General features: G+C 63.2%; 25 protein-coding genes. 11 read left to right on the forward strand and 14 right to left on the reverse strand.

Annotation, left to right across the window (positions count from 1 at the left end; genetic code table 11):
• The first annotated feature begins 728 nt into the window (after positions 1 to 728).
• The 9 genes from ACIQUI_RS26840 (at position 729) to ACIQUI_RS26880 (ending at position 9,549) form a co-directional block, all read left to right on the forward strand.
• A complete protein-coding gene (locus ACIQUI_RS26840) occupies positions 729 to 959 on the forward strand; it encodes a PP0621 family protein (protein WP_300026203.1) in 231 nt (76 codons plus the stop codon).
• Between the two features lie 302 nt (positions 960 to 1,261).
• Positions 1,262 to 2,026, forward strand: coding sequence for a FadR/GntR family transcriptional regulator (locus ACIQUI_RS26845; RefSeq protein ID WP_403203829.1), 765 nt, complete (start codon positions 1,262 to 1,264; stop codon positions 2,024 to 2,026).
• Positions 2,027 to 2,116: 90 nt separating this feature from the next.
• A complete protein-coding gene (locus tag ACIQUI_RS26850) occupies positions 2,117 to 3,319 on the forward strand; it encodes an ABC transporter substrate-binding protein (RefSeq protein ID WP_403203831.1) in 1,203 nt (400 codons plus the stop codon).
• 65 nt (positions 3,320 to 3,384) lie between these two features.
• The gene (locus ACIQUI_RS26855; protein WP_016713397.1) at positions 3,385 to 4,245 is read left to right on the forward strand and encodes a branched-chain amino acid ABC transporter permease; all 861 of its coding nucleotides are present in this window, start codon (positions 3,385 to 3,387) and stop codon (positions 4,243 to 4,245) included.
• 1 nt (position 4,246) lies between these two features.
• The gene (locus ACIQUI_RS26860) at positions 4,247 to 5,266 is read left to right on the forward strand and encodes a branched-chain amino acid ABC transporter permease (protein ID WP_403203834.1); all 1,020 of its coding nucleotides are present in this window, start codon (positions 4,247 to 4,249) and stop codon (positions 5,264 to 5,266) included.
• Entirely contained in the window at positions 5,266 to 6,018 is a 753-nt protein-coding gene (locus ACIQUI_RS26865) for an ABC transporter ATP-binding protein (protein WP_403203836.1), read from the forward strand. The genes ACIQUI_RS26860 and ACIQUI_RS26865 overlap by 1 nt, the downstream gene beginning before the upstream one ends.
• Positions 6,018 to 6,713: an ABC transporter ATP-binding protein gene (locus ACIQUI_RS26870; RefSeq protein WP_403203838.1), complete on the forward strand. Its 696-nt coding sequence runs from the start codon at positions 6,018 to 6,020 to the stop codon at positions 6,711 to 6,713. The genes ACIQUI_RS26865 and ACIQUI_RS26870 overlap by 1 nt, the downstream gene beginning before the upstream one ends.
• 153 nt (positions 6,714 to 6,866) lie before the next feature.
• Positions 6,867 to 8,144: a Zn-dependent hydrolase gene (locus tag ACIQUI_RS26875; RefSeq protein ID WP_403203840.1), complete on the forward strand. Its 1,278-nt coding sequence runs from the start codon at positions 6,867 to 6,869 to the stop codon at positions 8,142 to 8,144.
• Position 8,145: 1 nt separating this feature from the next.
• Positions 8,146 to 9,549, forward strand: coding sequence for an amidase (locus tag ACIQUI_RS26880; RefSeq protein ID WP_403203842.1), 1,404 nt, complete (start codon positions 8,146 to 8,148; stop codon positions 9,547 to 9,549).
• Positions 9,550 to 9,667: 118 nt separating this feature from the next.
• Here ACIQUI_RS26880 and thiO read toward each other — a convergent pair whose 3' ends face one another.
• The 5 genes from thiO to ACIQUI_RS26905 are packed head-to-tail and all read right to left on the reverse strand — an operon-like array spanning position 9,668 to position 12,492.
• The gene (gene thiO, locus ACIQUI_RS26885; RefSeq protein ID WP_403203844.1) at positions 9,668 to 10,765 is read right to left on the reverse strand and encodes a glycine oxidase ThiO; all 1,098 of its coding nucleotides are present in this window, start codon (positions 10,763 to 10,765) and stop codon (positions 9,668 to 9,670) included.
• Between the two features lie 54 nt (positions 10,766 to 10,819).
• Positions 10,820 to 11,209, reverse strand: a complete 390-nt coding sequence (locus ACIQUI_RS26890; RefSeq protein WP_403203846.1) for a type IV pilin protein — start codon at positions 11,207 to 11,209, stop codon at positions 10,820 to 10,822.
• A 1-nt stretch (position 11,210) separates the two neighbouring features.
• On the reverse strand, positions 11,211 to 11,675 hold the full coding sequence (locus tag ACIQUI_RS26895) for a hypothetical protein (RefSeq protein WP_403203848.1): 465 nt from the start codon (positions 11,673 to 11,675) through the stop codon (positions 11,211 to 11,213).
• On the reverse strand, positions 11,672 to 12,313 hold the full coding sequence (locus tag ACIQUI_RS26900) for a PilW family protein (RefSeq protein WP_403203850.1): 642 nt from the start codon (positions 12,311 to 12,313) through the stop codon (positions 11,672 to 11,674). Before ACIQUI_RS26900 ends, ACIQUI_RS26895 begins: the two co-directional genes overlap by 4 nt.
• Entirely contained in the window at positions 12,310 to 12,492 is a 183-nt protein-coding gene (locus ACIQUI_RS26905; RefSeq protein WP_403203852.1) for a prepilin-type N-terminal cleavage/methylation domain-containing protein, read from the reverse strand. Before ACIQUI_RS26905 ends, ACIQUI_RS26900 begins: the two co-directional genes overlap by 4 nt.
• Before the next feature lie 109 nt (positions 12,493 to 12,601).
• Here ACIQUI_RS26905 and ACIQUI_RS26910 point away from each other — a divergent pair, with 109 nt between their 5' ends.
• Positions 12,602 to 13,090, forward strand: a complete 489-nt coding sequence (locus ACIQUI_RS26910; protein WP_403203854.1) for a GspH/FimT family pseudopilin — start codon at positions 12,602 to 12,604, stop codon at positions 13,088 to 13,090.
• 128 nt (positions 13,091 to 13,218) lie between these two features.
• On the opposite strand, the gene ispH is transcribed toward ACIQUI_RS26910, so the two are convergent.
• The 6 genes from ispH to murJ form a co-directional block, all read right to left on the reverse strand.
• A complete protein-coding gene (gene ispH, locus ACIQUI_RS26915; protein ID WP_403203856.1) occupies positions 13,219 to 14,166 on the reverse strand; it encodes a 4-hydroxy-3-methylbut-2-enyl diphosphate reductase in 948 nt (315 codons plus the stop codon).
• A 14-nt stretch (positions 14,167 to 14,180) separates the two neighbouring features.
• The gene (gene fkpB / locus ACIQUI_RS26920) at positions 14,181 to 14,618 is read right to left on the reverse strand and encodes an FKBP-type peptidyl-prolyl cis-trans isomerase (RefSeq protein WP_012270371.1); all 438 of its coding nucleotides are present in this window, start codon (positions 14,616 to 14,618) and stop codon (positions 14,181 to 14,183) included.
• Positions 14,611 to 15,126, reverse strand: a complete 516-nt coding sequence (gene lspA, locus ACIQUI_RS26925) for a signal peptidase II (protein ID WP_119368747.1) — start codon at positions 15,124 to 15,126, stop codon at positions 14,611 to 14,613. Before lspA ends, fkpB begins: the two co-directional genes overlap by 8 nt.
• Positions 15,119 to 17,950, reverse strand: a complete 2,832-nt coding sequence (gene ileS / locus ACIQUI_RS26930; RefSeq protein ID WP_403203859.1) for an isoleucine--tRNA ligase — start codon at positions 17,948 to 17,950, stop codon at positions 15,119 to 15,121. Before ileS ends, lspA begins: the two co-directional genes overlap by 8 nt.
• A complete protein-coding gene (gene ribF, locus ACIQUI_RS26935) occupies positions 17,947 to 18,897 on the reverse strand; it encodes a bifunctional riboflavin kinase/FAD synthetase (protein ID WP_391132413.1) in 951 nt (316 codons plus the stop codon). Before ribF ends, ileS begins: the two co-directional genes overlap by 4 nt.
• A 118-nt stretch (positions 18,898 to 19,015) precedes the next feature.
• On the reverse strand, positions 19,016 to 20,554 hold the full coding sequence (gene murJ, locus ACIQUI_RS26940; RefSeq protein WP_403203861.1) for a murein biosynthesis integral membrane protein MurJ: 1,539 nt from the start codon (positions 20,552 to 20,554) through the stop codon (positions 19,016 to 19,018).
• A 250-nt stretch (positions 20,555 to 20,804) separates the two neighbouring features.
• Here murJ and rpsT point away from each other — a divergent pair, with 250 nt between their 5' ends.
• Positions 20,805 to 21,083 carry a 30S ribosomal protein S20 gene (rpsT, locus tag ACIQUI_RS26945; RefSeq protein ID WP_003247625.1) on the forward strand — a complete coding sequence of 93 codons (279 nt, stop codon included), beginning with the start codon at positions 20,805 to 20,807 and terminating at the stop codon, positions 21,081 to 21,083.
• Positions 21,084 to 21,331: 248 nt separating this feature from the next.
• Here the strand turns inward: rpsT and ACIQUI_RS26950 are convergent, their stop codons facing one another.
• From ACIQUI_RS26950 to ACIQUI_RS26960, 3 genes are read right to left on the reverse strand one after another with little or no spacing between them, the layout of a single operon-like run.
• A complete protein-coding gene (locus ACIQUI_RS26950) occupies positions 21,332 to 23,632 on the reverse strand; it encodes an MlaD family protein (protein WP_403203863.1) in 2,301 nt (766 codons plus the stop codon).
• Positions 23,625 to 24,248: a paraquat-inducible protein A gene (locus ACIQUI_RS26955; protein ID WP_403203867.1), complete on the reverse strand. Its 624-nt coding sequence runs from the start codon at positions 24,246 to 24,248 to the stop codon at positions 23,625 to 23,627. The genes ACIQUI_RS26950 and ACIQUI_RS26955 overlap by 8 nt, the downstream gene beginning before the upstream one ends.
• Positions 24,235 to 24,894, reverse strand: coding sequence for a paraquat-inducible protein A (locus tag ACIQUI_RS26960; RefSeq protein ID WP_403203865.1), 660 nt, complete (start codon positions 24,892 to 24,894; stop codon positions 24,235 to 24,237). The genes ACIQUI_RS26955 and ACIQUI_RS26960 overlap by 14 nt, the downstream gene beginning before the upstream one ends.
• Positions 24,895 to 25,256 lie beyond the last annotated feature (362 nt).

Below are 25,256 nucleotides of genomic sequence, written 5' to 3' on the forward strand. Positions count from 1 at the left end.
GGGCTGCGTAGCAGCCCCGGCGATTTGTGCCGGGACAGAGACCCTGGGGCCGCTGCGCGCCCCTTTCGCGACGCAAGGCCGCTCCCACAACAGATCTCTGTAAAAGCCACTGTCAGGCACAAAAAAGGGCACCCCTGGGGGTAATGCCAGTCAGTTAAGACTGCCGGGGCTGCTGCGCAGCCCATCGCAGGCAAGCCAGCTCCCACAGGGATCGCATCAGGGCTGACAGGTGTTTGCCACAAGATATGCAGCGCCTGTGAGACCGAGCGCCGCCCGCGCGGCGCATCGCGAGCAAGCTCGCTCCTACATCTGTTTCGGGCCAATCATTCCTATGGGATTTGCGCGCGAACGCTTTGGCGCATGGCTCGATATCGCGTCGAACGAACAAGGCGGTCGCGCGCGCATGGCACAGGCGTAACTGGCCCGAAACAAATGTAGGAGCGAGCTTGCTCGCGATGCGCCGCGCGGGCGGCGCTCGATCTCACAGGCGCTGAAGATGCCGTGGCGAGCACCCGGCAACCCTGATGCCCTTGCCAGACACCATAGAAGCCCCCACACCGATTGCACTGAACTCAAGCCATGCGCCGTACCTGTGGGAGCTGGCTTGCCTGCGATGGGCCGCAACGCGGCCCCAAACTGCTTAACTGACTGGTATTAGGCCTTGGGCCTCCCTTTTTTATTGGCCGCGCCCTAGACTGTCGGTTTATTCAACCGACAAGCTGGACACCATGGTTCGCCTACTTTTCTGGATCGCCCTGATCGCCGCCGCGTTCTGGCTGTGGCGCAAGTTCAAAGTCAGCCAACAGTCACACCCCGAGGCGAAGCTGGATGCACCGCTACAGATGGTGCGCTGCGCTCATTGCGGCGTGCACCTGCCCAACGACCGGGCGCTGCAGCAGGGTAATGAGTGGTATTGCAGCCAGGCACATTTGCAGCAAGGCCCCGGCCGCCAAAACTGAACTTGTAAGAGCGATACGGTCTCTGTGGGAGCGGGCGCGCCCGCGAAACAGGCAACGCAGTGGATGGCACCGGCTTTGCCGGTGTTCGCGGCGGTTCGACGCCTCGACTCGCCCGCTCCCACAGAGATTGCGCGAGCTTGAAGATTTTGAATAAGACAGTTGCTCCCACAGATGTACCTGCCTACTTATCCCTCCCCGACCCTTTCACACCAATTACGACCCCTCCCCCTCCTCCAGCATTGACCCACCCCACCAAAATTCGCTAAATCCTATTTATCCGCATAAATATGAAAAATAGCGAAATGCTCAAGCCCAAACGCAAGCGCCAGAAGCTGTCCGATGTAATCGTCGAATCGGTCAAGCGCTCGATCGTCACCGAGGCGCTGCACCCTGGCGACCGCCTGCCCACCGAACGCGAACTGATGGAGCACTTCGAATGCTCCAAGGGCACTGCCCGCGAAGCGCTCAAGGCGCTTGAAGTCGAGGGCCTGGTCAGCACACGCACCGGGCCGACCGGCGGCGCCTATCTCAATGAAGTGGGCACCGAGCCGGCCAGCCGCGCCCTGCGCAACTACCTGCACTTCCAGCATCTGGATGGCGAGCAGGTTTACCAGCTGCGCAAGGTCATCGAGGTCGAACTGGCAGTATCGGTCATGGGCAAGCTGAGCGAAGCCGACTATGCCGCGCTGCAAGCCAATATCGACTTCTGCAGCGCGCCGGAAGACAGCGAAGAAGGCCAGCGCGAGCAGCGCCTGGCCGAACTGGAGTTCCACACCCTGCTGGCCGACCGGTGCCCCAACCCGTTGCTGCGCTTCATGGCGGTGTTCCTCAACGACCTGCTGCGCGACCTGGTGGTGCTGAAAAAAGCCTACCTGCCCAAGCGCCAGCAGTTCGCCGCAGCCAACATCGACTACCACAAGCAACTGCTGACGGCCTTGCGCGCCAGCGACGAACCCGCCGTACGCCGGCTGATGCACGAGCACATGTGCGACGCCGAACACCACATGACCGCGCTGGAAGGCGAGGTTGCCCGTAACTTCCTGCTGGAGTTCAACCACCACCACTGATGCGCCTGGAAAGAGGCCTGCACACAGGCCCGGCCGTACCCGCTTTGTCATTGCCACTCCTGCCTAATAACCACAACCAAGGAGTTACTCATGCAAAGACGTACCCTGCTCAAGGCAGGCCTTGCCCTGGGTGCCTTAGGTAGCCTCCCGTTGGGAGCGCACCGGGCATTCGCCGACCAACCGCTGACCTTCTATGGCCTCAAGTCCATGTCGGGCGCCTTCGCCAGCTATGGCAAGTACGCCGACATGGGCTCGCGCCTGGCCATCGCCGAGTACCCGCAGCTGCTTGGCCAGCCACTCAAGTACAAAGTCATAGACACCGAAGGCAACGCCGGCAAGGCCGTGCGCAAGGTGCAGGAAGCCATCGGCCAGGATGGCGCGCGCTTCTTCCAGGGCTGCACCCTGTCGTCCTCGGCACTGGCGGTGTCGAAGGAAATCCACAAGGCCGGCGGCGTGTTCATGACCCCGGTCGGCGCCGACGAGATCACCGGCAAGGACTGCAACGCCTCGACCTTCCGCTGGTCGGTTCCCACTTATGGCGCCATCCGCGAAACCCTGGTGCCGATGATCCGCCAGCTGCCGCAGGCCAAACGCTGGTACACCATCACCCCGCAATACGTGTTCGGCGATGCCCTTCTGGACAACGCGCGCAATGTGTTCGCCGATCTGGGCGTGGAACACATCGGCAACAGCTACCACTCGCTGCAGGAGCAGGAGTTTTCCGGCTACCTGACCAACGCCATCGCCGCCAAACCGGACGTGCTGGTACTGCTCAACTTCGGCAGCCAGGCCTCCAACGCCCTGCGCCAGGCGGTCAATTTCGGCATCAAGGACCGCATGAAAGTGCTGATGGTGTGGTCGGCCGGGCTCGACCAGTTCCAGGAGCTGGGCAGCGACGTGCTCGAAGGCGTCTACCTGGGCGCGCAGTACTGGCACCAGGTCGATACCCCGCTGAACAAGCAACTGGTTGCCGCCACCCGCAAAGCCTATGGCATCAACCCCAACTACCCGCTGGCCGCCGACTACATCGGCACCAAGGTCATGCTCGAAGCCATCGTCAAGGCCGGCAGCCTGGACGGCGCCGCCGTGTCTGCGGCATTGCAGGGCATGCGCTTCCAGGGCCCGACCGGCGAAGAGCTGATCCGCCCGGGCGACCACCAGGTGCTCAAGGATTACTACCTGCTGCGCGGCAAGCCTCAGGGGCAGATGCGCGACGAGGACGACCTGGCCGAAATCATCAGCTCGGGCCGCTCGTTCGTCGAGGTCGACCACACCGGTTGCGCCCTGGCCTGAAGCCGCGGCGTTAGTCACACACACTCGTACAGGCAGCCGCGCCGCGCGCTGTCGAGGGCACGCTCATGCTCGATTTGTACCTGTTCCAACTGCTCAACGGCCTGGGCCTGGGGATGATCTACTTCCTCATCGCCGTGGGCCTGACGATCATTTTCGGCCTGCTCAACTTTGTCAACTTCGCCCACGGCGCGTTCTTCTTGCTGGGCGCCTACCTGTGCTACACCGCCGTGGCCATTACCGGCAACTTCTGGCTGGCACTGCTGATTGCGCCGCTGGTGGTGGCTGCACTGGCCTGGGCGGTGGAGCGCCTGCTGATCAAGCGCATCTACCACCTGCCGCACACCTTCCAGATCCTCGTCACCCTCGGGATAGCGTTGATCATCCAGGAAGCCTCGGTGCTGATCTGGGGCCCGGTGGGCAAGAACATCGCCGTACCGCCGGAGCTGCGCGGGGTGCTGATCCTCGGTGACTTCATCTACCCCTACTACCGCCTGTTCCTGATCGGCTTCGCTGCGCTGATCGGCCTCGGCCTGTGGCTGCTGCTGGAGCGCACCCGCTTTGGCGCACTGGTGCGGGCCGGCAGCGAAAGCACCGAAACCGTTTCGCTGCTGGGCACCAACATCTTCCGCCTGTTCTCCCTGACCTTCGCCCTGGGCGTTGGCCTGGCCGGCGTGGCCGGTGTGCTGTTCGCGCCACTGCGCGGTGCCCAGCCGTTCGTCGGCCCGGAAATCCTCGGCATCGCCTTCGTGGTGGTGGTGATCGGCGGCATGGGCTCGTTCGGCGGCGCACTGGTTGGCGGCCTGCTGGTGGGTGTGGTGCAAAGCATGATGACCAGCCTCTGGCCGCAAGGCGCCAGCCTGATGATCTACGGCGCCATGGCTGCGGTGATTCTGGTCCGCCCCTATGGCCTGTTCGGGAGAGCCTGAAATGAGCGAAAAGAACCCATTGCCAGTCGCCAAGGGGCGCGCCCCGGCGCTGCTGTTGCTGGTGGTCGCCAGCCTGGTGGCGCTGCCGCTGCTGCTGCCTTCGGCCACCCTGGCCACCGAGATCCTGATCTTTGCCCTGGCCGCGCTGGCCTGCAACCTGCTGCTCGGCTACACCGGCCTGCTGTCGTTCGGCCAGGGTATCTTCTTTGGCGTAGGCGCCTATGGCGCAGCGCTGTTGATGATCCACCTGCAGTGGGGCATGTTCGCCGCACTGCTGGGTGCCGCGGTGTTCGGCGCCTTCCTGGCGCTGCTGGTGGGCGCGCTGGCGATCCGCCGCACGGGCATCTACTTCGTCATGCTGACCCTGGCCTTCAGCCAGATGGCCTACTTCCTGGCCTACACCCTCAGCGGCTGGACCGGCGGTGACAACGGCCTGCTCGACGTACCGCGGCCAAATATCGAAATCGCCGGCCACGTGCTGGTCGACCTGGCCGATCCGCGGCACTTCTACGTGTTTGTCGCCGTGCTGTTCCTGCTGATCTTCGCCGGCGCCCTGCGGGTGATCCGCTCGCCGTTCGGCAGCACCCTGCTGGCCATTCGCGAAAACGAGACCCGCGCCGCCGCCATCGGCTACGACACCCGCCACTTCAAGATCCTGGTGTTCATGCTGTCGGGCGCCATCACCGGTATCGCCGGGGCGCTGTACGCCATGCTGCTGCATTTTGCGCCGCTGTCGAACATCGACCTGATGATGAGCGAGAACATCCTGATCATGACCATCGTCGGCGGCACCGGCTCGCTGTTCGGCTCGCTGCTGGGGGCCGGTGCCATCGTGCTGCTGGGCGATGTGCTGTCGGAGCTGTGGCCACGCTGGCTGATGCTGCTGGGGGTGATCCTGATCCTGGTGGTGGTGTTCATGCGTGGCGGCCTGTGGGGCGGCCTGGCCGACCTGGGCAAACGCCTGCTGGCCAGCCGCAATGCCGATGACAAACCCCAGGCCAAGACCAAGGAGACCCTGTGATGAGCGACTACCTCCTGGAAACCCGCCAGCTGGAACTGGCCTACGGGCCGTTCAAGGCGGTCGCTGGCGTGGACCTGAAAGTACGCGCCGGCACCATCCACACCATCATCGGCCCCAACGGTGCCGGCAAGACCAGCCTGTTCCACTGCCTGACCGGTGAGCGCCAGGCCACGGCGGGCAAGATCCTGTTCAACCGCCAGGACATCATCCGCAAGCCGTCCCACGGGCGTGTGGCGCTGGGCATGGCGCGCTCGTTCCAGCTCACCAGCTTGTTCCAGAACCTGTCGGTGCGCGAGAACCTGCGCCTGGCGGCCCAAGGGCGCGATGGCCTGGGCGCGCTGAACTTCTGGCGCAGCGTCGAGCACAAGCGCAGCCACTGGAACACCGCCGACCAGGTGCTGGAGCGCCTGAAGCTGACCGGCCGCGCCGAAACCCTGGCCGGCGAACTGTCGCACGGCCAGCAACGGGTGCTGGAAGTGGGCATGTCGATCTGCGCCAAACCCACCTTGCTGATGCTCGACGAGCCCACCTCGGGCATGGGCATCGACGACATCCCGGTGATGACCGACCTGATCAGCGACCTCGGTCGCGACCATACCGTGCTGCTGATCGAGCACAACATGAGCATCGTCATGTCGATCAGCCAGCGCATCACCGTGATGAGCCACGGCCAGATCCTGGTCGAAGGTACCCCTGAACAGGTGCGCAACGACGAGCGCGTACGCACCGCCTACCTTGGAGAGGCCGCCTGATGCTCAACGTCGATTCGATCCACTCCTACTACGACAAAAGCCACGTGCTCGAAGGCGTGTCGCTGAAGGTTGAAAGCGGCGAGCTGGTAACCCTGCTGGGGCGTAACGGTGCCGGCAAGACCACCACCCTGCGCAGCATCCTCGGCATTGTCCGCCCTCGCCAGGGGCAGATCAGCTTCAACGGCCAGCAACTGGTCGGCCGCGAAATATTCGATATCGCCCGGCTGGGCATCGCCTTGGTGCCGGAGCACCGCGGCATCTTCCGCCAGCTCAGCGTCGAGGAAAACCTGAAGATTGCCGTGCGCAAGGGTAGCCGCTGGCAGCTGGGGGATGTGTACGCCATGTTCCCAAGGCTTCAGGAAAGGCGCAGCAACGGTGGCTTCGCGTTATCCGGCGGCGAGCAGCAGATGCTGGCCATCGCCCGCGCCCTGCTTAATGGGCCCAAGCTGTTGATTCTCGACGAACCGACTGAAGGCCTGGCACCGGTGATTGTTGATGAACTGGTGAAGATTCTGCGGCGGATCAAGGACGAGGGGCTGTCGATCCTGCTGGTGGAGCAGAACCTGATGGTCTGCGATGCCCTTGCGGACCGCCATTACGTGCTGGAGCAGGGTCGGGTTGCCTATCAGGGCAGCGCGGCGCAGTTCCGTGAGGATCCGAGTATCAAGAACCGTTACCTGGCCCTTAGCGCCTGATAGCGAGCTTGTTTACCTGTGCCGGCCTCTTCGCGGGCTCGCCCGCTCCCACAGGGGCATCAATTCCCTCAGGACTGCGCAGTACCTGTGGGAGCGGGCAAGCCCGCGAAGAGGCCGGCACAAGCAACACAAAACCTTCAGGAGAGATGAACCATGAACACCCGCATCGATCCCTCGCAACATCTGCTCGGCCAAGGCCCTCTGGTCAGCCGCGAACGCCTCTGGCAATCGCTGATGGACCTGGCCCGTCTCGGCGCCACCGCCAAGGGCGGCGTGTGCCGCCTTGCCCTGACCGACCTCGACCGCCAGGCCCGCGACCTGTTCGTGCGCTGGTGCGAAGAAGCCGGCTGCACCGTCAGCATCGACGCCATCGGCAACATCTTCGCCCGCCGCCCTGGCCGCAACCCTGCCCTGCCGCCGGTAATGACCGGCAGCCACATCGACACCCAGCCCACCGGTGGCAAGTTCGATGGTTGCTACGGCGTCATGGCCGGCCTTGAAGTCATGCGCACTCTCAACGATCTCGGCCTGGCCACCGAAGCCCCGCTGGAAGTGGTGGTGTGGACCAACGAAGAAGGCTCGCGCTTCCCGCCCTGCATGATGGGTTCGGGCGTGTTCGCCGGTAAGTTCGGCCTGCAGGAAACCCTGGACAAGGTCGACGACCAGGGCCTGTCGGTCGGCGCCGAGCTGCAACGCATCGGCTACGCCGGGCCGCGTGTGCCCACCGGCCATGCCGTCGGCGCCTACTTTGAAGCGCACATCGAGCAAGGCCCGGTGCTGGAAGACCAACGCACCACCATCGGTGTGGTCCAGGGCTGCCTTGGGCAGAAATGGTTCGACCTGGTACTGACGGGCGTGGAAGCGCATGCCGGCCCTACCCCCATGCACCTGCGCAAGGACGCCCTGGTCGGCGCGGCGGAAGTGGTGGCGGCGGTCAACCGCGTGGCCCACGCCCATCAGCCACACGCCTGCGGCACGGTCGGCTGCCTGACCCTGCACCCGGGCTCGCGCAACGTCATCCCCGGCCAGGTGCAGATGACCCTCGACCTGCGCCACCTCGACCCCGAACACCTCGCGGCGATGGTCAGCGAAGTACGCGCGGCCATCGAGTCCGCCAGCGCCAAGCACGGGCTGAGCTATCAACTGACGCCCACTGCCGACTTCCCGCCACTGTACTTCGCCGAGCAGTGCGTTGACGCCGTGCGCCAGGGGGCGCGCGCGCTGGGCTTGAGCCACATGGATATCGTCAGCGGTGCCGGCCACGATGCAATCTTCCTCGCCGAACTGGGCCCGGCCGGGATGATCTTTGTGCCGTGCGAAGGTGGCATCAGCCACAACGAAATCGAGAATGCCGCGCCGCAAGACCTGGCCGATGGCTGCGACGTGCTGCTGCGCGCAATGTTCCAGGCCGCCAACCCGGGAGCCCGTTGAGATGACCCAGAAAACCGCGATTGGCGAGTTCACCGCCGTCGAGCTGCTTGAGCTGTACCAGCGTCGCCAGTTGTCACCAGTCGAGGTAGTAGACGATGTGCTGGCGCGTATCGACCTGCACAACCCTGCAGTCAACGCCTACTGCCATGTCGACGGCGAAGGTGCCCGCGCCGCCGCCCGCGCCAGCGAACAGCGCTGGCAGCGTGGCGAGCCCTGTAGCCGGCTGGACGGCGTACCCGCCTCGATCAAGGACCTGACCCTGACCCGCGGCATGCCTACCCGCAAAGGCTCGCGTACGACCTCGGGCTCTGGCCCATGGGAAGTCGATGCGCCCTTCAGCGCCTTCATGCGCGAAGCCGGCGCGGTGCTGGTGGGCAAGACCACCACACCGGAGTTCGGCTGGAAAGGCGTGACGGACAACCCGCTGTATGGCATTACCCGCAACCCCTGGGATACCCGCCTGACCGCAGGCGGTTCGTCGGGTGGCGCGGCCGCCGCCGCCGCACTGAACCTGGGCGTACTGCACCAGGGCAGCGATGCGGGTGGCTCGATCCGCATCCCCTGTGCCTTTACCGGCACCTTCGGGATCAAACCAACCTTCGGTTACGTACCGCAATGGCCAGCCAGCGCCATGACGGTGTTGTCGCATCTGGGGCCGATGACGCGCACCGTGGACGACTCGGTGCTGATGCTCGACTGCGTGGCCCGGCCCGACGCACGAGACGGCCTGGCCGGGGCGCCACGGCAAGCGCCGTGGCTGGGTCAGGAGCAAGACCTGAGCGACCTGCGGATCGCCTACAGCGCCAACTTCGGTTACGTCCAAGTCGACCCGCAGGTCCAGGCGCTGGTGGCCCAGGCAGTGCAGCGCCTGGAGCGGCTGGGCGCGCAGGTTGAGGAAGTCGACCCCGGCTTCGGCGACCCGCTGGAAACCTTCAATACCCTGTGGTTTGCGGGCGCGGCGCGGCTGGCCAGTGCGTTGAGCGATGAACAGCTGTCGTTGCTGGACCCTGGGTTGCGCTGGATTGCGGAGCAGGGTGCACAGATCAGCCTGAGCGAATACACCCAGGCGCTGGAGGCTCGGGCGGATCTGATCGCGAAGATGAATGCCTTCCATCAGCGGTATGACGTGCTGGTGTCGCCGATGTTGCCGCTGGTGGCGTTCGAGGCTGGGCACAACGTGCCGCCGGGGTCGGGGATGGCGCAATGGATGGAGTGGACGCCGTTCAGCTACCCGTTCAATCTCACCCAGCAGCCGGCAGCTTCGGTGCCATGCGGGTTTACCCGTGAAGGGTTGCCGGTGGGGCTGCAAGTGGTGGCCGGGAGCTTTGCCGATCAGCAGGTGCTGCGGGTGTGCAAGGTGTATGAACAGCATTACCCAAGCCGGCACTTGCAGGCACCGCGTTGACATTCTGGGGCTGCTTTGCAGCCCTATCGCGACACAAGGCCGCTCCTACAGGGGAGCGCGTATTCTTTGTAGGAGCGGCCTTGTGTCGCGATAGGGCCGCAAAGCGGCCCCGGCATTCTCAGCCCAAACGCCCCGCTGGGGCATAGGGCGCCGGGTCGATGATTGGCTCTGCCCCGGTCAACAGGTCGGTAAACAACTGGCACGAAGCCGGCGCCAGCACAAGGCCGTTGCGGTAATGCCCGCAGTTCAGCCACAGCCCCTGATGCCCCGGCACCGGCCCGATATACGGAATACCCTCCGGCGACCCGGGCCGCAGCCCGGCCCAGTGCCCCACCACCGTGGCCCCTTCAAGCCCTGGCAACAACTCCACCGCCGATGCCTTCAGGCTTTCCAGCGCATCGCCGGTCGGGGTCTTGTCATACCCGGCATGCTCCAGCGTGCTGCCCACCAGAATGTGCCCATCACGCCGCGGGATCGCATAACGCCCCTTGGCCAGCACCATGCTCGGCAAAAAATCCTCGGCGCATTTGAACAGGATCATCTGGCCCTTTACCGGCTCTACCGGCAGCTCAAGGCCAAGGGTACGCAGCAGGTCGCCACTCCAGGCGCCCGCACTGAGCACCACCTCATCCGCCGCCAGCACGCCATCGGCTGTCTGCACACCGGTCACGCGCCCACCCTGCTGAACGAAGCCGGTGATCTGGCAGTATTCACGCAAGGTCACGTTTGGCAGTGCCAGCAGCGCCGCCTTCAGCGATTTCACCAGGCGCGGGTTGCGCACGTTGGCCACGCCAGCCATGTAGATCGCGCGCTTGAAGCCAGGGCCCAGCACCGGCACGGCGTCGTAGGCCGCCGAGATATCCACGGCACTCAGTGGCCGCTGCTCACGCTCGGCCCAGGCCAGCGCTTGGGCCTCGTCATCCAGGTCGAGCCAATACAGGCCGGTGGTGTGCACTTCGGGGTCGATGCCGGTGCTGGCGAACAAGCGCTCGCCCAGCTGTGGATAAAAGTCTTGCGACCAGTGCGCCAGGGCGGTCACTGCCGGGCTGTAGCGCCACGGGTACAGCGGCGAAACAATGCCACCACCAGCCCACGACGACTCACGGCCGACTTCACCCTGGTCACACACCACCACCTGCCCGACCTTCGCCGCCAGGTTGAACGCCGTCAGCAGGCCGATCACCCCGCCACCGACCACCACTACTTGCTTGCTCATCTGTCGATCCAACACCTGAAGTAAAACCGCGATGCACCGGGCATCATTCAACCTTCAGCTTCCCCAGCAATGTCCGCTACCACCAACGGCACCGGGATTGCTGCGCACACCGGCCTGGTCGAGCTGGAAGTCGCCACAGCCATCCTGCGCCATCAGCCCATGCGGCAGCCGCCGTGCGCGCAGCGTGAAGGTGTCGCTGTCGCGTTGGGCCTGCAGGCTGTAATAGCGGGTACCGTCGGGCAAGGCCGGGTCGCCCTCGGCGTATTGGCCGGTGCGCACGCGGTGGCGCTCCAGGCGCAGGGCGGCATCATGCAGCAGGCCAACCACTTCGCTGCGTGCGGCTCGCCGAAGCTGGTCGCTGTAACTGGGGTAGGCAATGGCTGCCAGAATGCCGGTCACGGCCAGCACAATCAACAACTCGATCAGGCTCAAGCCTTGCTGCATGTCAGTCTCCTCGCAATCTTTGCCGCCAGGCAATGCGCCGGGTTGTGTCGCCGGCCACGGCGTAGACGGCTTCCAGAACATGCCGTGACCGGGTTTGCTTGCTGACGGCCGTTATGCGGAACAGGGTGACAAGCTGCTTGTCCGGCATGTGCGCAGCGCGGGTGCTCGTGCCCAGGTTCTGTATATGGAAGTAACCACTCTGCGTGCCCTGCCACTGCCCGGCCAGCTCGTGCGGTCGGGCTGGCGGCATGCACGCGGTACAGCGATCAGGGGGTGCCCGCTTGAGCTCTCCCTCCCCTGCTTGCAACGCGGCCTCAGCTTCTTCAAACGCCAACAGACCATCGCGCATATAGCCGGCCATTCGCGTTTCCACCAAGGCATCACGCAGGGCCGAAGCCGCCAACAAGCCAATGAGCAAGCTCAGTACCAACGCCAACAGCAGCACTACACCGCGTTGACGCTTCATGGCCTCGGTACCGGGTTGCGCAGCGCAACACTCAGTTCATGGCGCTGTTCGAGTTTGAGCGTGGGCTCGTACAACGTCAGGGTGATGTCTACCCTCTCCCCCTGTGGCGTTTGCACACGCTCGAAGCGCGCCTCTCGTACGTTCTCGACCAGCGGCTGGAAGCTTTTGCCTCGCTTGAAGCTCAGCCTGTTGTCATGGAACTGATAGATGTACTTGCCGATGGGGAACGTCAGTGGGTAGCCCTCTACTGGCTTTTCATCCACACGCACTTTTTCGTTGCAGTCTGTCTGCAAAACCCAGTCACTCTTGCCAGCCTGTCCGGGCAACTCCGACACCACCATGCTGAGGGTAGTGGCCTCAATCTCCAAGGGGCGGGCGAAAGCCTGCCGCGCGGCCGGGTCCTCGAAGTCGCCAGGTTTGATCTGCAAGCAACCGAACATCCCGGCCATGCGTATATCCTGAGCCATGCGCAGTAACGCTTGCCGTGCCTCATCCTGCATGCGCACCGAAGTGCTTTGCAGGCGCCAGGTATGGTGAGCCGACGTGAACAGCTGGCTGGCCGCCGCCAGCAGCATCAACCCGATAGCTAGCGCCAGCATCAACTCCAGCAAGCCAAAACCACTTTGGACGCGCCTCATCGGCGCCCCCGTTCAAGCCCACTGTGCGCAGCCATTGCCGCCTGCCCATCACGGCGCGCGCTGTCCGTGGCCTGCAATGCCTGTAGTTGCAGCCCCGCCGCTGCAAACATACCCGCAGCCACGACCACTACAGCCAATAAAACCTCCAGCAGCGTCATGCCCCGTTGCCTCGCGTGCATCCTTGCACCCCCTGCGACTTTTCCCGCAATAGCCTTGAACGTGGCCGACTAGACCGTTTGGCCAGCGAACGTGAAGCTATAGCCAAGCACTTCCAGGGAGGAATGCACGGTGAAGCAACGCGGCGTAACACTGATACAAATGTTGTCGGCCTTGGCAGTGGCCGTCTTGCTGACACAGCTCGGCGTGCCGGCCTACGCGAGGATGAGCGACGACCTACACCGGGCAGCGGCAGCCCGTGACCTGGCGCAGGCGCTGCGCAGTGCGCGTAGCCATGCGCTGTTGCAGGGGCAGCCGGTGCTGGTGCTGGCGCTGGACGGTAACTGGGGGAATGGTTGGCGGGTGGAGTTGGAGCATAACCGGCAAGTGTTGCGTGAGCAGCGGCTGGCGCGGCCTTTGAACATCACCAGCAGTAAAGGCGAGCAATTCAGGTTCAGTGCGCAGGGGGTGCCGATGAACCTGGCTAGCGGTTGGTTCTCGTTTACGCTGGAAGTGTGCGAGCGGTCTTCTGCCACCAGCCGTTATCAAGTGGTAATGGCATCGACGGGACGAGTCAACGTGCTTGCAGAGGATCGCAACAATACTCGGTGTGCATCCTGATAGCCTTGAGTCGGCTTTGCTGGCCCTATCGCCGGCAAGCCAGCTCCCACAGGTAAACACAAGCCTTGAAGGCAGTGTTATTCCTGTGGGAGCTGGCTTGCCGGCGATGAGGCCAATACAGGCTTACATCAGATCAGCGAGCGAACCCGCAGCTCTTTGGGCATCGAGAAGGTGATGTTCTCTTCACGCCCGTCCAGCTCTTCAGCGCCGGTGGCGCCCCAGGCCTTGAGCTGCTCGATCACACCACGCACCAGCACTTCGGGGGCCGAAGCGCCAGCGGTGATGCCAATACGCGCGGCCTGCTCGAACCAGCCCTGTTGCAGGTCCTCGGCACCGTCGATCAGGTAGGCCGGGGTGCCCATGCGCTCGGCCAGCTCGCGCAGGCGGTTGGAGTTGGAGCTGTTCGGGCTGCCCACCACCAACACAACGTCACATTCACCGGCCAGTTGCTTCACGGCGTCCTGGCGGTTCTGGGTGGCGTAGCAGATGTCGTCCTTGCGCGGGCCGCCGATGTTCGGGAAGCGTGCGCGCAGGGCATCGATGACGCGGCTGGTGTCGTCCATCGACAGCGTGGTCTGGGTCACGAAAGCCAGGTGGTCCGGGTCGCGCACCTGCAGCTTGGCAACATCCTCTTCGTCTTCGACGAGGTAGATGGCACCGCCGTTGCTGGCGTCGTACTGGCCCATGGTGCCTTCGACTTCCGGGTGCCCTTCGTGGCCAATGAGAATGCACTCACGGCCGTCGCGGCTGTACTTGGCTACCTCGATATGCACCTTGGTCACCAACGGGCAGGTGGCATCGAACACTTTCAGGCCACGGCCAGCGGCTTCCTGGCGCACGGCCTGGGAAACACCGTGGGCGCTGAAGATGACGATGACGTCGTCCGGCACCTGGTCCAGCTCTTCGACGAAGATGGCACCGCGGTTGCGCAGGTCTTCCACCACGAACTTGTTGTGCACCACTTCGTGACGCACATAGATCGGCGGGCCGAAGACTTCCAGCGCGCGGTTGACGATCTCGATCGCCCGGTCGACCCCCGCGCAGAAGCCGCGAGGGTTGGCGAGTTTGATTTGCATGCTCGGCTCCAGGCTTACAGGGCCTTCACCTCGAGGATCTCCACCTCGAAGGTAAGGGTCTTGCCAGCCAGTGGGTGATTGAAGTCGATGGTCACCTGGTCGTCATCGAACGCTTTGACCACACCCGGCAGCTCGGTGTTGGCGGCGTCGTTGAAGATGATCAGCAGCCCTTCGGACAGCTCCATGCCTTCGAAATTGGACCGCGGCATGACTTGCACATTCTGCGGGTTGGGCTGGCCGAAGGCGTTCTCCGGGGCCACCACCACAGTGCGCTTGTCACCGGCCTTGAAGCCGAACAACGCGCTTTCAAAGCCTGGCAGCAGGTTGCCGTCGCCCACCTTGAAGGTGGCCGGGGCCTTGTCGAACGTGCTGTCGACGGTGTCGCCGTTTTCCAGGTGCAGCGCGAAGTGCAGGGTGACTTCGGTGTTCTGGCCGATACGGGTGTCAGTCATGGACCGGATCCTCGGACTTCTTGCTCTTGAACATATCCAGCGCCAGCATCACCGCACCAACGGTGATGGCGCTGTCGGCCACGTTGAAGGCCGGGAAATAATGGCGGTTCTGCCAGTGCACCAGGATGAAGTCGACCACATGGCCCAGCACGATGCGATCGTACAGGTTGCCAATGGCGCCACCCAGCACCAGCGCCAGCGCCACGGCCAGCCAGGTCTCGTTGCGCCCCAGGCGCTTGAGCCACACCACCAGTACGGCACTGACCACCACGGCAATCAGGGCAAACAACCAGCGCTGCCAGCCGGCACCATCAGCCAGGAAGCTGAAGGCTGCGCCGGTGTTGTAGGCCAAGGTCCAGCTGAAGTAGTCGGGGATGACGACAATCTGCTGGTACATGGTCAGGGCGTTGTTGAAATACAGCTTGGTGGCCTGGTCGACGACCAGGACCAGCAAGCTCAGCCAAAGCCATGCAAGGCGCCCGAAGCGCCCCACTGCCGGGTTAGGCATAGTGACGCACCTCGCCCGAGCCGGTCAGGTTGTCGACGCAACGGCTGCAGATTTCCGGGTGCTCCGGGTGGCTGCCAACGTCGGCGCGGAAGTGCCAGCAACGGCCGCACTTGGCGTGGCCGGACTTGACCACTTTCAGCTTGAGGCCTTCGACTTCGGTGGCCACGGCATCAGCCGGCGCCTGTACGAACGGCACCACGCTGGCGGCCGAGGTGATCAGCACGAAGCGCAGCTCGTCGCCCAGCTTGCCCAGGTCGGCGCTCAGGCCTTCGTCGGCGTACAGGGTAACTTCGGCCTGCAGGTTGCCGCCGATGACCTTGGCAGTACGCTGGTTTTCCAGCTCCTTGTTGACCGATGCCTTCACGGCCATCACGCGGTCCCAGTAGGCGCGGTCCAGCTCGGTGCCTTCCGGCAGCTCGCTCAGGCCTTGGTACCAGCCATTGAGCATCACCGACTCGTTGCGCTCGCCCGGCAGGTACTGCCAGATTTCATCGGCAGTGAACGCCAGGATCGGCGCGATCCAGCGCACCAGCGCCTCGCTGATGTGGTACAGCGCGGTCTGGCAGGAACGCCGGGCGACACTGTTGGCGCCGGTGGTGTACTGGCGGTCCTTGATGATGTCGAGGTAGAAGCCGCCCAGCTCCTGCACGCAGAAGTTGTGCACCTTGGAGTAGACGTTCCAGAACCGGTACTCGCTGTAGTGCTCTTCCAGCTCGCGTTGCAGCAGCAAGGTGCGGTCCACGGCCCAGCGGTCCAGTGCCAGCATATCTTCCGGGGCCAGCAGGTCGCGGGCCGGGTCGAAACCGGACAGGTTGGACAGCAGGAAGCGTGCGGTATTGCGGATACGGCGGTAGGCGTCGGCGCTGCGCTGCAGGATCTGCTCGGAAACCGCCATTTCACCGGAATAGTCGGTAGCGGAAACCCACAGGCGCAGGATGTCGGCACCCAGGGTGTTGTTGACCTTCTCCGGCTCGATGGTGTTACCCAGCGACTTGGACATCTTGCGGCCGTTTTCGTCCACGGTGAAGCCGTGGGTCAGCAGCTCGCGGTAAGGCGCATGGTTGTCGATGGCGCAACCGGTCAGCAAGGAAGAGTGGAACCAGCCGCGGTGCTGGTCGGAGCCTTCCAGGTACAGGTCGGCGCGTGGGCCGGTGGCGTGGCCGATATCGTGCGAGCCGCGCAGGACATGCCAGTGGGTGGTACCCGAGTCGAACCACACGTCGAGGGTGTCGGCGATCTTGTCGTACTGGTCGGCTTCAGCGCCCAGCAGCTCGGCGGCGTCCAGCTTGAACCAGGCTTCGATGCCTTCCTGTTCGACGCGCTTGGCCACCGCTTCCATCAACTCGACGGTGCGCGGGTGCAGCTCGCCGGTCTGCTTGTGCAGGAAGAACGGAATCGGCACGCCCCAGTTGCGCTGACGCGAGATGCACCAGTCCGGGCGGTTGGCGATCATCGAATGCAGGCGGGCCTGGCCCCAGGCCGGCACGAACTTGGTCTCTTCGATGGCTTTAAGCGCGCGCTCACGCAGCGGCTCGCCGGTGGAAGGCTGCTTGTCCATGCCCACGAACCACTGCGCAGTGGCGCGGTAGATCAGCGGGGTCTTGTGGCGCCAGCAGTGCATGTAGCTGTGGCTGATGGTTTCGGTGTGCATCAGCGCACCGACTTCGCTCAGCTTCTCGACGATGGCCGGGTTGGCCTTCCAGATGAACTGGCCGCCGAAGAACTCCAGCGACTCGACATACACGCCGTTGCTCTGCACCGGGGTAAGGATGTCGTCGTTGACCATGCCATAGCGCTTGCAGGTAACGAAGTCGTCTTCACCGTAGGCAGGCGCCGAGTGCACCACGCCGGTACCGGCGCCCAGTTCGACGTAGTCGGCCAGGTAGAGCGGCGACAGGCGATCGTAGAACGGGTGGCGGAAATTGATCAGTTCCAGCGCCGAACCCTGGGCGGTGGCGATCACCGAGCCTTCCAGGTTGTAGCGCTTGAGGCACGACTCGACCAGCTCTTCGGCCAGTACCAGCAGGCGTTCGCCAGTGTCGACCAGGGCGTACTTGAACTCCGGGTGGATGTTCAGCGCCTGGTTGGCCGGGATGGTCCACGGGGTGGTGGTCCAGATCACGATGGCGGCAGGTTTGGCCAGTGCATCCAGGCCGAAGGCGGCAGCCAGCTTGGCCTCGTCGGCAACCGGGAAGGCCACGTCGATGGTCTGCGATTTCTTGTCGGCGTATTCGACTTCGGCTTCAGCCAGGGCCGAACCGCAATCGAAGCACCAGTTCACAGGCTTGAGGCCCTTGAACACGAAGCCTTGCTTGACCATTTCGGCCAGGGCGCGGATTTCACCGGCCTCGTTGGCAAAGTTCATGGTCTTGTACGGGTTGTCCCAGTCACCCAGCACGCCCAGGCGGATGAACTCGGTCTTCTGCCCTTCGATCTGCTCGGCGGCATACTCGCGGCACAGCTCGCGGGTGCGGTCGGCAGACAGGTGCTTGCCGTGGGTGACCTCGACCTTGTGCTCGATCGGCAGGCCATGGCAGTCCCAGCCCGGTACATACGGCGCGTCGAAGCCGGCCAGGGTCTTGGAACGGACGATCATGTCCTTGAGGATCTTGTTCAGCGCATGACCGATGTGAATCTTGCCGTTGGCATAGGGCGGGCCGTCGTGCAGGACGAACTTGGGACGATCCTTGCCAATTTCGCGCAGCTTCTGGTACAGGCCAATGCTGTCCCAGCGCTGCAGGATCTGCGGTTCGCGCTGAGGCAGGCCGGCCTTCATGGGGAAGGCGGTGTCCGGAAGGTTAAGCGTGGCTTTGTAGTCGGTCATTTCAGGCTCTTCGTTAGCGGTTGAGCGTGCCAATGTGCACGTGCGGCGGCGATATCCGCATCGATCGCCGACTTCAGCGCCTCCAGGGAGGCGAATCGCTGCTCTTCACGCAGCTTGTGGTGGAACTCCACCGTCAGGCGCCGGCCATACAGGTCGCCGGCATAATCCAGAAGATGAATTTCCAGGTGCGGGCGCCCATCACCAGCAACGGTGGGGCGCACGCCGATGTTGCCGACACCCGGCCAGGCCTTGCCGTCGATCTCGATGCTGGCCAGGTAGACCCCGGACAGCGGCACGCGGCGGCGCTTGAGCTGGATGTTGGCGGTAGGTGTGCCGAGCTGGCGGGCCAGCTTCTGGCCATGCAGCACGCGGCCGGTGATGCTGTACGGGCGGCCCAGCAAGTGTTCGGCCAGTTCGAAGTTGCCTTCGGACAGGGCCTTGCGCACTTCGGTGCTGCTGACCCGCAGGCCGTCCTGGATCACTGTATTGGCAGCCTCGACGGTAAAACCGTACTGCTTGCCGGCTTCGACCAGGAAGGCGAAATCGCCGGCCCGGTCACAGCCAAAGCGGAAGTCATCGCCCACTTCGAGGTGGCGCACACCCAGGCCATCGACCAGGATGGCCTTGACGAAGGCGTCGGCGCTGAGCTTGCTCAGGCGCTGGTTGAACGCCAGGCACAGCACCCGGTCGATGCCTTCGGCGGCCAGCAGCTCGACCTTGTCGCGCAGGCGGGCCAGGCGCGCCGGTGCGGTTTCGGGGGCGAAGTACTCGCGTGGTTGCGGTTCGAAGATCACCACGCAGGTCGGCAGGCCCAAGGCCTGACCGCGCTCGCGCAGGCGCGCCAGGATTGCCTGGTGGCCGCGGTGAACCCCGTCGAAGTTGCCAATGGTGGCGACACAGCCCCGGTGCTCGGGGCGCAGGTTGTGAAGACCTCGAACCAGCTGCATAACGCGCTTCTTGCTCATAAAGTGGCCGATTATAACCACACCCGGGCGCTGGTGACAGGCAGCAGCGCCCAAGGGCGGCGTGGAATGCGAAAAACCGACGCCTGACCCGCCCGAAGCCTTAGTGCAGGGCCTTGCGGGCGAAATGCCGGGGCCGGAAGCCGCACAGGTACAGGCAGCCGAAATAGGTCACGACGCCCGCCAGGATCAACGCGCCCAGGCGCACGAAGCGCTCGAGCATGACGCCCTGCTCCCAGGCCGGCATGTAGTGCATGCCCGCCAACAGCACTCCCGACATCAGCGCCACAGCCAAAACCAGCTTGAGCAGGAACACTGCCCAGCCTGGCTGCGGCTGGAACAACTGCTGACTGCGCAGCTTCCAGAACAGCAAGCCGGCATTCAGGCAGGCACCAAGGCTGATCGCCAATGCCAGGCCGGCATGCGCAAGCGGGCCGACCAGGGCAAGGTTGAACAACTGGGTACAGACCAGGGTGAAAATCGCGATCTTCACCGGCGTGCGGATATTCTGCTGCGCATAGAAGCCGGGTGCCAGTACCTTGACCAGAATGATCGCCAGCAAGCCTACGGAATACGCCATCAGTGCTCGCTGGGTCATGGCCGCATCAAACGCGCTGAACTTGCCATATTGAAAGAGCGCAACGGTCAGCGGCTCGGCAAGAATGGCCAGCGCCAGCGTGCAGGGCAGCACCAGCAGGAAGCAAAGGCGCAGGCCCCAGTCGAGAATCCGCGAGTACTCCTCGCGGTCCTTGTTGGCGTAGGTCTTGGCCAGGGTTGGCAGCAGGATGGTGCCCAGCGCCACGCCCAGCACGCCAGAGGGCAGCTCCATGAGGCGGTCGGCGTAATACATCCACGACACCGAACCGGCCACCAGGAAGGAGGCAAAGATGGTGTTGATGATCAACGAAATCTGGCTCACCGATACGCCCAGGATTGCCGGCAGCATCTGCTTCAGTACGCGCCACACGCCAGCGTCCTTGAGGTTCAGGCGCGGCAGCACGAGCATGCCTATCTTCTTCAGCGCTGGCAGCTGGTACAGCAACTGCGCCAGGCCACCGGCCAGCACGCCCCAGGCCAGGGCCATGATCGGCGGGTTGAAGTACGGCGTCAGCAGCGCGGCAAAGGCGATCATTGCCACGTTCAATAGGGTCGGCGTGAAGGCCGGCACCGAAAAGCGGTTCCAGGTATTGAGGATCGCCCCGGCCAGGGAAGACAGCGAGATCAGCAATATATAAGGAAAGGTCACCCGCAACAGGGCGGTAGTCAGTTCGTACTTTTCAGCGTTGTCGACAAAACCGGGCGCCGTCGCCCACACCACCCACGGCGCCGCCAGGATGCCAATGGCGGTCACCAGGGCCAGGACCAGGGTCAGCAGGCCGCTGACATAGGCGATGAAGGTGCGCGTCGCTTCTTCGCCCTGCTGGGTCTTGTATTCGGCCAGAATCGGCACGAACGCCTGGGAGAACGCGCCTTCGGCAAAGATGCGTCGCAGCAGGTTGGGCAGCTTGAACGCGATAAAGAAGGCGTCGGTGGCAACGCCGGCACCAAAGATGCGGGCCAGGATGGTGTCACGAACGAAGCCCAGCACCCGTGAAATCATGGTGATCGAGCTTACTGCAGCCAGGGATTTGAGCAGGTTCATCGAAAAGATTCACGCCAATGACAGAGGACGCTGCCAGACAGCGTCCGAATGTGCGATACTCCCGCGCCTTCGCAGGGGAGCCAAAAATTCCCGAGTGTACAGGTCGCGCAGCAGAAAGGAATCTTTCCCTCTTGTTGGCGCACCGCTCGGCGGAACCTTGCAGGTGGCCTTGACAACCGGTCTACTGATCGGCATGATTCGCGGCCTATTTTGTTTGCTATTTACCTAAAGTCTTTCGAGGAGCTCGACGGTGGCCAACACACCTTCCGCCAAGAAACGTGCAAAACAGGCTGAGAAGCGTCGCAGCCACAACGCCAGCCTGCGTTCCATGGTCCGTACCTACATCAAGAATGTAGTTAAAGCCATCGACGCAAAAGACGCCGAAAAAGCGCAAGCCGCTTACGTTCTGGCTGTACCTGTAATCGACCGTATGGCCGACAAGGGTATCATCCACAAGAACAAGGCTGCTCGTCACAAAGGCCGTCTGAATGGCCACATCAAGGCGCTGAAAGAAGCTGCAGCTGCCTAAGCGACGTGCAAGTCGAAAAGCCGACCCTAGGGTCGGCTTTTTGTTGTCTGCGATTTGTGCATGCGGGCACGGCCCCATGTGGGACTCGATCTCTGTGGGAGCGGCCTTGCGTCGCGAAAGGGCTGCGGAGCAGCCCCTTCAATCTCAGTTCATGCGCTGAGACCGAGGGGCCGCTACGCGCCCCTTTCGCGACGCAAGGCCGCTCCCACAAACAAAACAGGGCCGCGCTTGGCGGCCCTACTTTTACATTACTTCGCGATCTGGATCTTCGGCGCCCACTGCAGCCATTCATCCTCGGCCTTGTCGAACAAGGCGAAGGTCTGCTGCGGCCGTGCCGGGTTACCCATTTGCTCCCCGTCCGGCGTTGCAAAGGCAATGCCGCCATCGATCAGGGTCTCCACCGACTCAGTGCGCACCGTAGCCCCCTTGAACAGCCCCCAGTCAAAGCCGAAGCCACTGCTGTTCCAGAAGCGGCTGCCACTGCGCACCAGGGCGGCATAGCGCGGCTCGATGAGGATATGGATCAGCACGCGGTCAGCACTCTGGCCCAGCTCGAAGCCCGTCACCTTGCCGACCGCAACTTCACGATAAGTCACCGGCACACCCGGCTTGATCGACCCACGGCGCGGGGCACTGAGCGTCAATGGCAAGCCCACCTCCGGCCCCGCCACCTGCGGCGCATCAGCCAAAGCGATGAAATCACGCTGCGGACCACGGTCCTTGGCTGCCGGCTGCACTTCCAGGTACTGCCCGCCAATCAGGGTGTCGAGGTTCTCGGTACGCACCAGGCCCAGGGCTGGTTTGACTACCCAGAACTGGGTACCGGCACGGGCGATACGGTCCGCTGCCTCGGTAATGCGCGCCCGCAGCAGCACTGCTTGCAGGTCGTCAGTCAGGTCGACGCTTTCGATACTGCCCACATCCAGGCCACGGAAGCGGATTGCAGTGCCCGGCTTCAGCCCATCTGCACGGTCGACACGGATGGTGATCAACGTACCCGCGCGGTTTACCGCTTCCTGGCTGTCATGCAGACGGAAGCGCGGAATGTGGCGCTTGAGCGCTACGTCGGGGCGGGGTGTATCGAAGGCGATACCACCCGCCATCAGCGTTTGCAGTGACTCACTCTTGATCTTGATCCCCGACAAGCCGCCGGTCAGGGTAATACCACTGACGTTCCAGAAGCGCGACGAGCCGTTGACCAGCTTTTCGTACTCCTTCTCGATGTGCACGCCAATCAGGATCCGGTTGCTGTTGCGGGCAAACTGGTAGCTCTGCACGCTGCCTACCTTTACCTGGCGATACATCACCGGGCTGCCGATTTCCAGCGAACCCAGGGTATCGGCGAACAACACCATGTGCAGCCCCGGCGCCTTGAGGTCGAGCGGCGGTGCCTTGGCCCGCGCCTCGAACTCACGCTCAGGCCGCGCGCCCTTCTCGCCCGGGCGGATAGCGATGTAGTTACCTTTGACCAGCGCTTCCAGGCCGGTGATGCCCGCCAGGGAAATCGATGGCTTGACCACCCAGAACTGCGTACCTTCGACCAGGTAGTCCTCGGTCAGAGGGTCCAGTGTCAGCTCGGCGGATGCGCTGGACAGGTTGTCTTCCATCTTCAGGGTTTTCAGCGAACCCACCTGGATGCCCTTGTACATGACCGGCGTGCGACCCGCCTGCAGGCCTTCGTAATCGCTCAGCTTCACTTTGACCCGGATACCCGCCTGGGCTGCATCGAAGTCTTCGTACAGGCGGAACGGCAGGCTCGGGTCGGTGGGCGGGCTGTCTTTGCGGTACTCCGGCGTAGCAAAGGCGATACCACCGGCAACGATGCTCGACAGCGACTCGCTACGCACTTTCACGCCTGATAGCGAAGCATCGATGCTGACGCCGCTGGCATTCCAGAAACGCGTATGTTTACGCACCAGGCTGGCGTAGGCCGGCTCGATGAACACCTTGACCTCTACAGTGCTCTGGTCCTCGGACAACCGGTAGCTTTTTACCCGGCCAACCTGGATCTGCTTGTAGAACACCGGGCTGTCACGGTTGAGCGAGCCCAGCCTGTCGGCCTTGAGGGTAAGGTGCAGGCCTGGCTCGCTATCCGAGAGCGGTGGCGCCACCTTCAAGGCGGTAAAGCGCTTGGTGCGCTCGCCCTCCCCCGGGCTGACGGCGATGTAGTTACCCGACACCAGTGTTTCCAGGCCGGAAATACCTGCAAGGCTCACACTCGGCTTCACCAGCCAGAAGCGTGTGCCCTTGGTCAGGTGCGGCTCTGCAGCCTTGTTCATCTCGATCGTGGCGATCACGCCCTGGTTGTCGCCCTTGGCGTCGAGCACCAAGCTTTTCACCTTGCCGACCGGCATGCCTTTGTAGATGACCTCGGTCTTGTTCGCGACGATACCCTCGCCCGACTCGAAGCGGACCTCGATCTCCACACCGGCATCACGGTAGGCTTGCCATGCAAGCCAGCCACCGATCATCAGCGCGATCAAAGGCAGGATCCAGATTGCCGACCAGTTCGAGGCGGGGCGGGTTTTAGCCGTTGGCAGGTCACTCATGGTCGTCATCCGACTCCGTGTTATCCCAAATCAGTCGGGGATCGAAAGTTAAAGCGGCAAGCATCGTCAGGATCACCACAGTTGCAAAGGCTACAGCGCCAAGATTGGCTTCGACACTGGCTATTCGGCCGAAATTCACCACCGCCACCAGGATGGCGATGACAAAGATGTCCAGCATGGACCAGCGCCCAATGAATTCGATGAAGCGGTACATCAATATCCGTTGCCGCGCCGAAAGCGGCTGGTGCCGCTGAACGGAGTACAACAGCAAGCCAATTCCCACCAGCTTGAACGTGGGCACCAGGATGCTGGCAATGAACACCACGGCAGCAATGGGCACCATGCCGTGTTTAAGCAGGGTGATTACCCCGGACATGATCGTGTCAGGGCTGCCTTGGCCCAAGGTGCTCACGGTCATGATCGGCAAGATATTGGCCGGGATGTACAGGATCGACGCCGTAATCAACAGCGCCCAGGTACGCACGATACTGTTCGGCCGGCGAGCATGCACAATGGCGCCGCAGCGTGTGCAGGTTTGCGAAGTGCTGCCTGGCACTTGCCGGTTCAGTTCATGACATTCATTGCAGACAAGAATGCCTGCATCAATCGCCCGCATGCAGGTCCTCCCCGGAAAGCGCACTCCAGATCTGGTGCGGTGACATCACCACCTCAAGCCATACCTGAACCAATAACAAGCTGATAAAGCAGAACAGCCCGAGCCCTACGGTGAGCTCTGCCAGGTCCACCAGCTTGACGATAGCAACCAGCACGCCCATGAAGTAGACCTCGAGCATGCCCCAGTCACGCAGGTGGTGATAGATGCGATAGAACAGCAGGCCAAAACTGCGCCCCACGTTCATGCGGATACTCAACAGTACCACCAGCTGGCAGAGCAGTTTTGCCAGGGGGATGGCCATGCTGCACAAGAACACCACCACGGCCACGCCGCGCATTTCCGAGTTGTACAGGCCCAGCACGCCACTCCAGACAGTGTCGTCAGAGCTCTGGCCAAGCAGGTGCAGCTGCATGATAGGCAGGAAGTTGGCCGGCACAAACAGTAACAAGGCGGTCAGTACCAGGGCCAGGCTGCGGTTGACCACATTGTGCCGGTGGGCATAAAGCTCGTAGCCACAGCGCGGGCATTGGGCCTTTTCATCATGCTGAAGCACAGGCTTGCGCAGCAGCAGGTCACATTCGTGGCAAGCGACAAGCTCGTCCAGTGGCAACTGGGCCAGTGATTCAGGTTCGACAGGATTGGACATAGGGCGCTTCTGAATAGGTGCGTGGGCCTATTCTAGTGTTATGGCTCGAATTGTGGGAGGACATCGCCTTCCAGGCTCACGCGATGTCTGTCCTGGCGCGCGATCCCTGTAGGAGCGGCCTTGTGTCGCGATCGGGCGCGCAGCGGCCGCAATCCAGGCGACGCGGTTTATCTGGAAGGTCGGGGATGCAGGTTTGGCGGCCGCTGCGCGCCCGATCGCGACGCAAGGCCGCTCCTACAGGGGATCGCATAAGGCAGGGGATTTTGGGGAGCACAAAGACAAAACCCCTACCTGCATGCGCAGATAGGGGTTTTGCGAAATGAATCTTGACGATGACCTACTCTCACATGGGGAAACCCCAC

The sequence above is a fragment of the Pseudomonas sp. NPDC090592 genome, assembly GCF_044769185.1.
Classification (GTDB): domain Bacteria; phylum Pseudomonadota; class Gammaproteobacteria; order Pseudomonadales; family Pseudomonadaceae; genus Aquipseudomonas.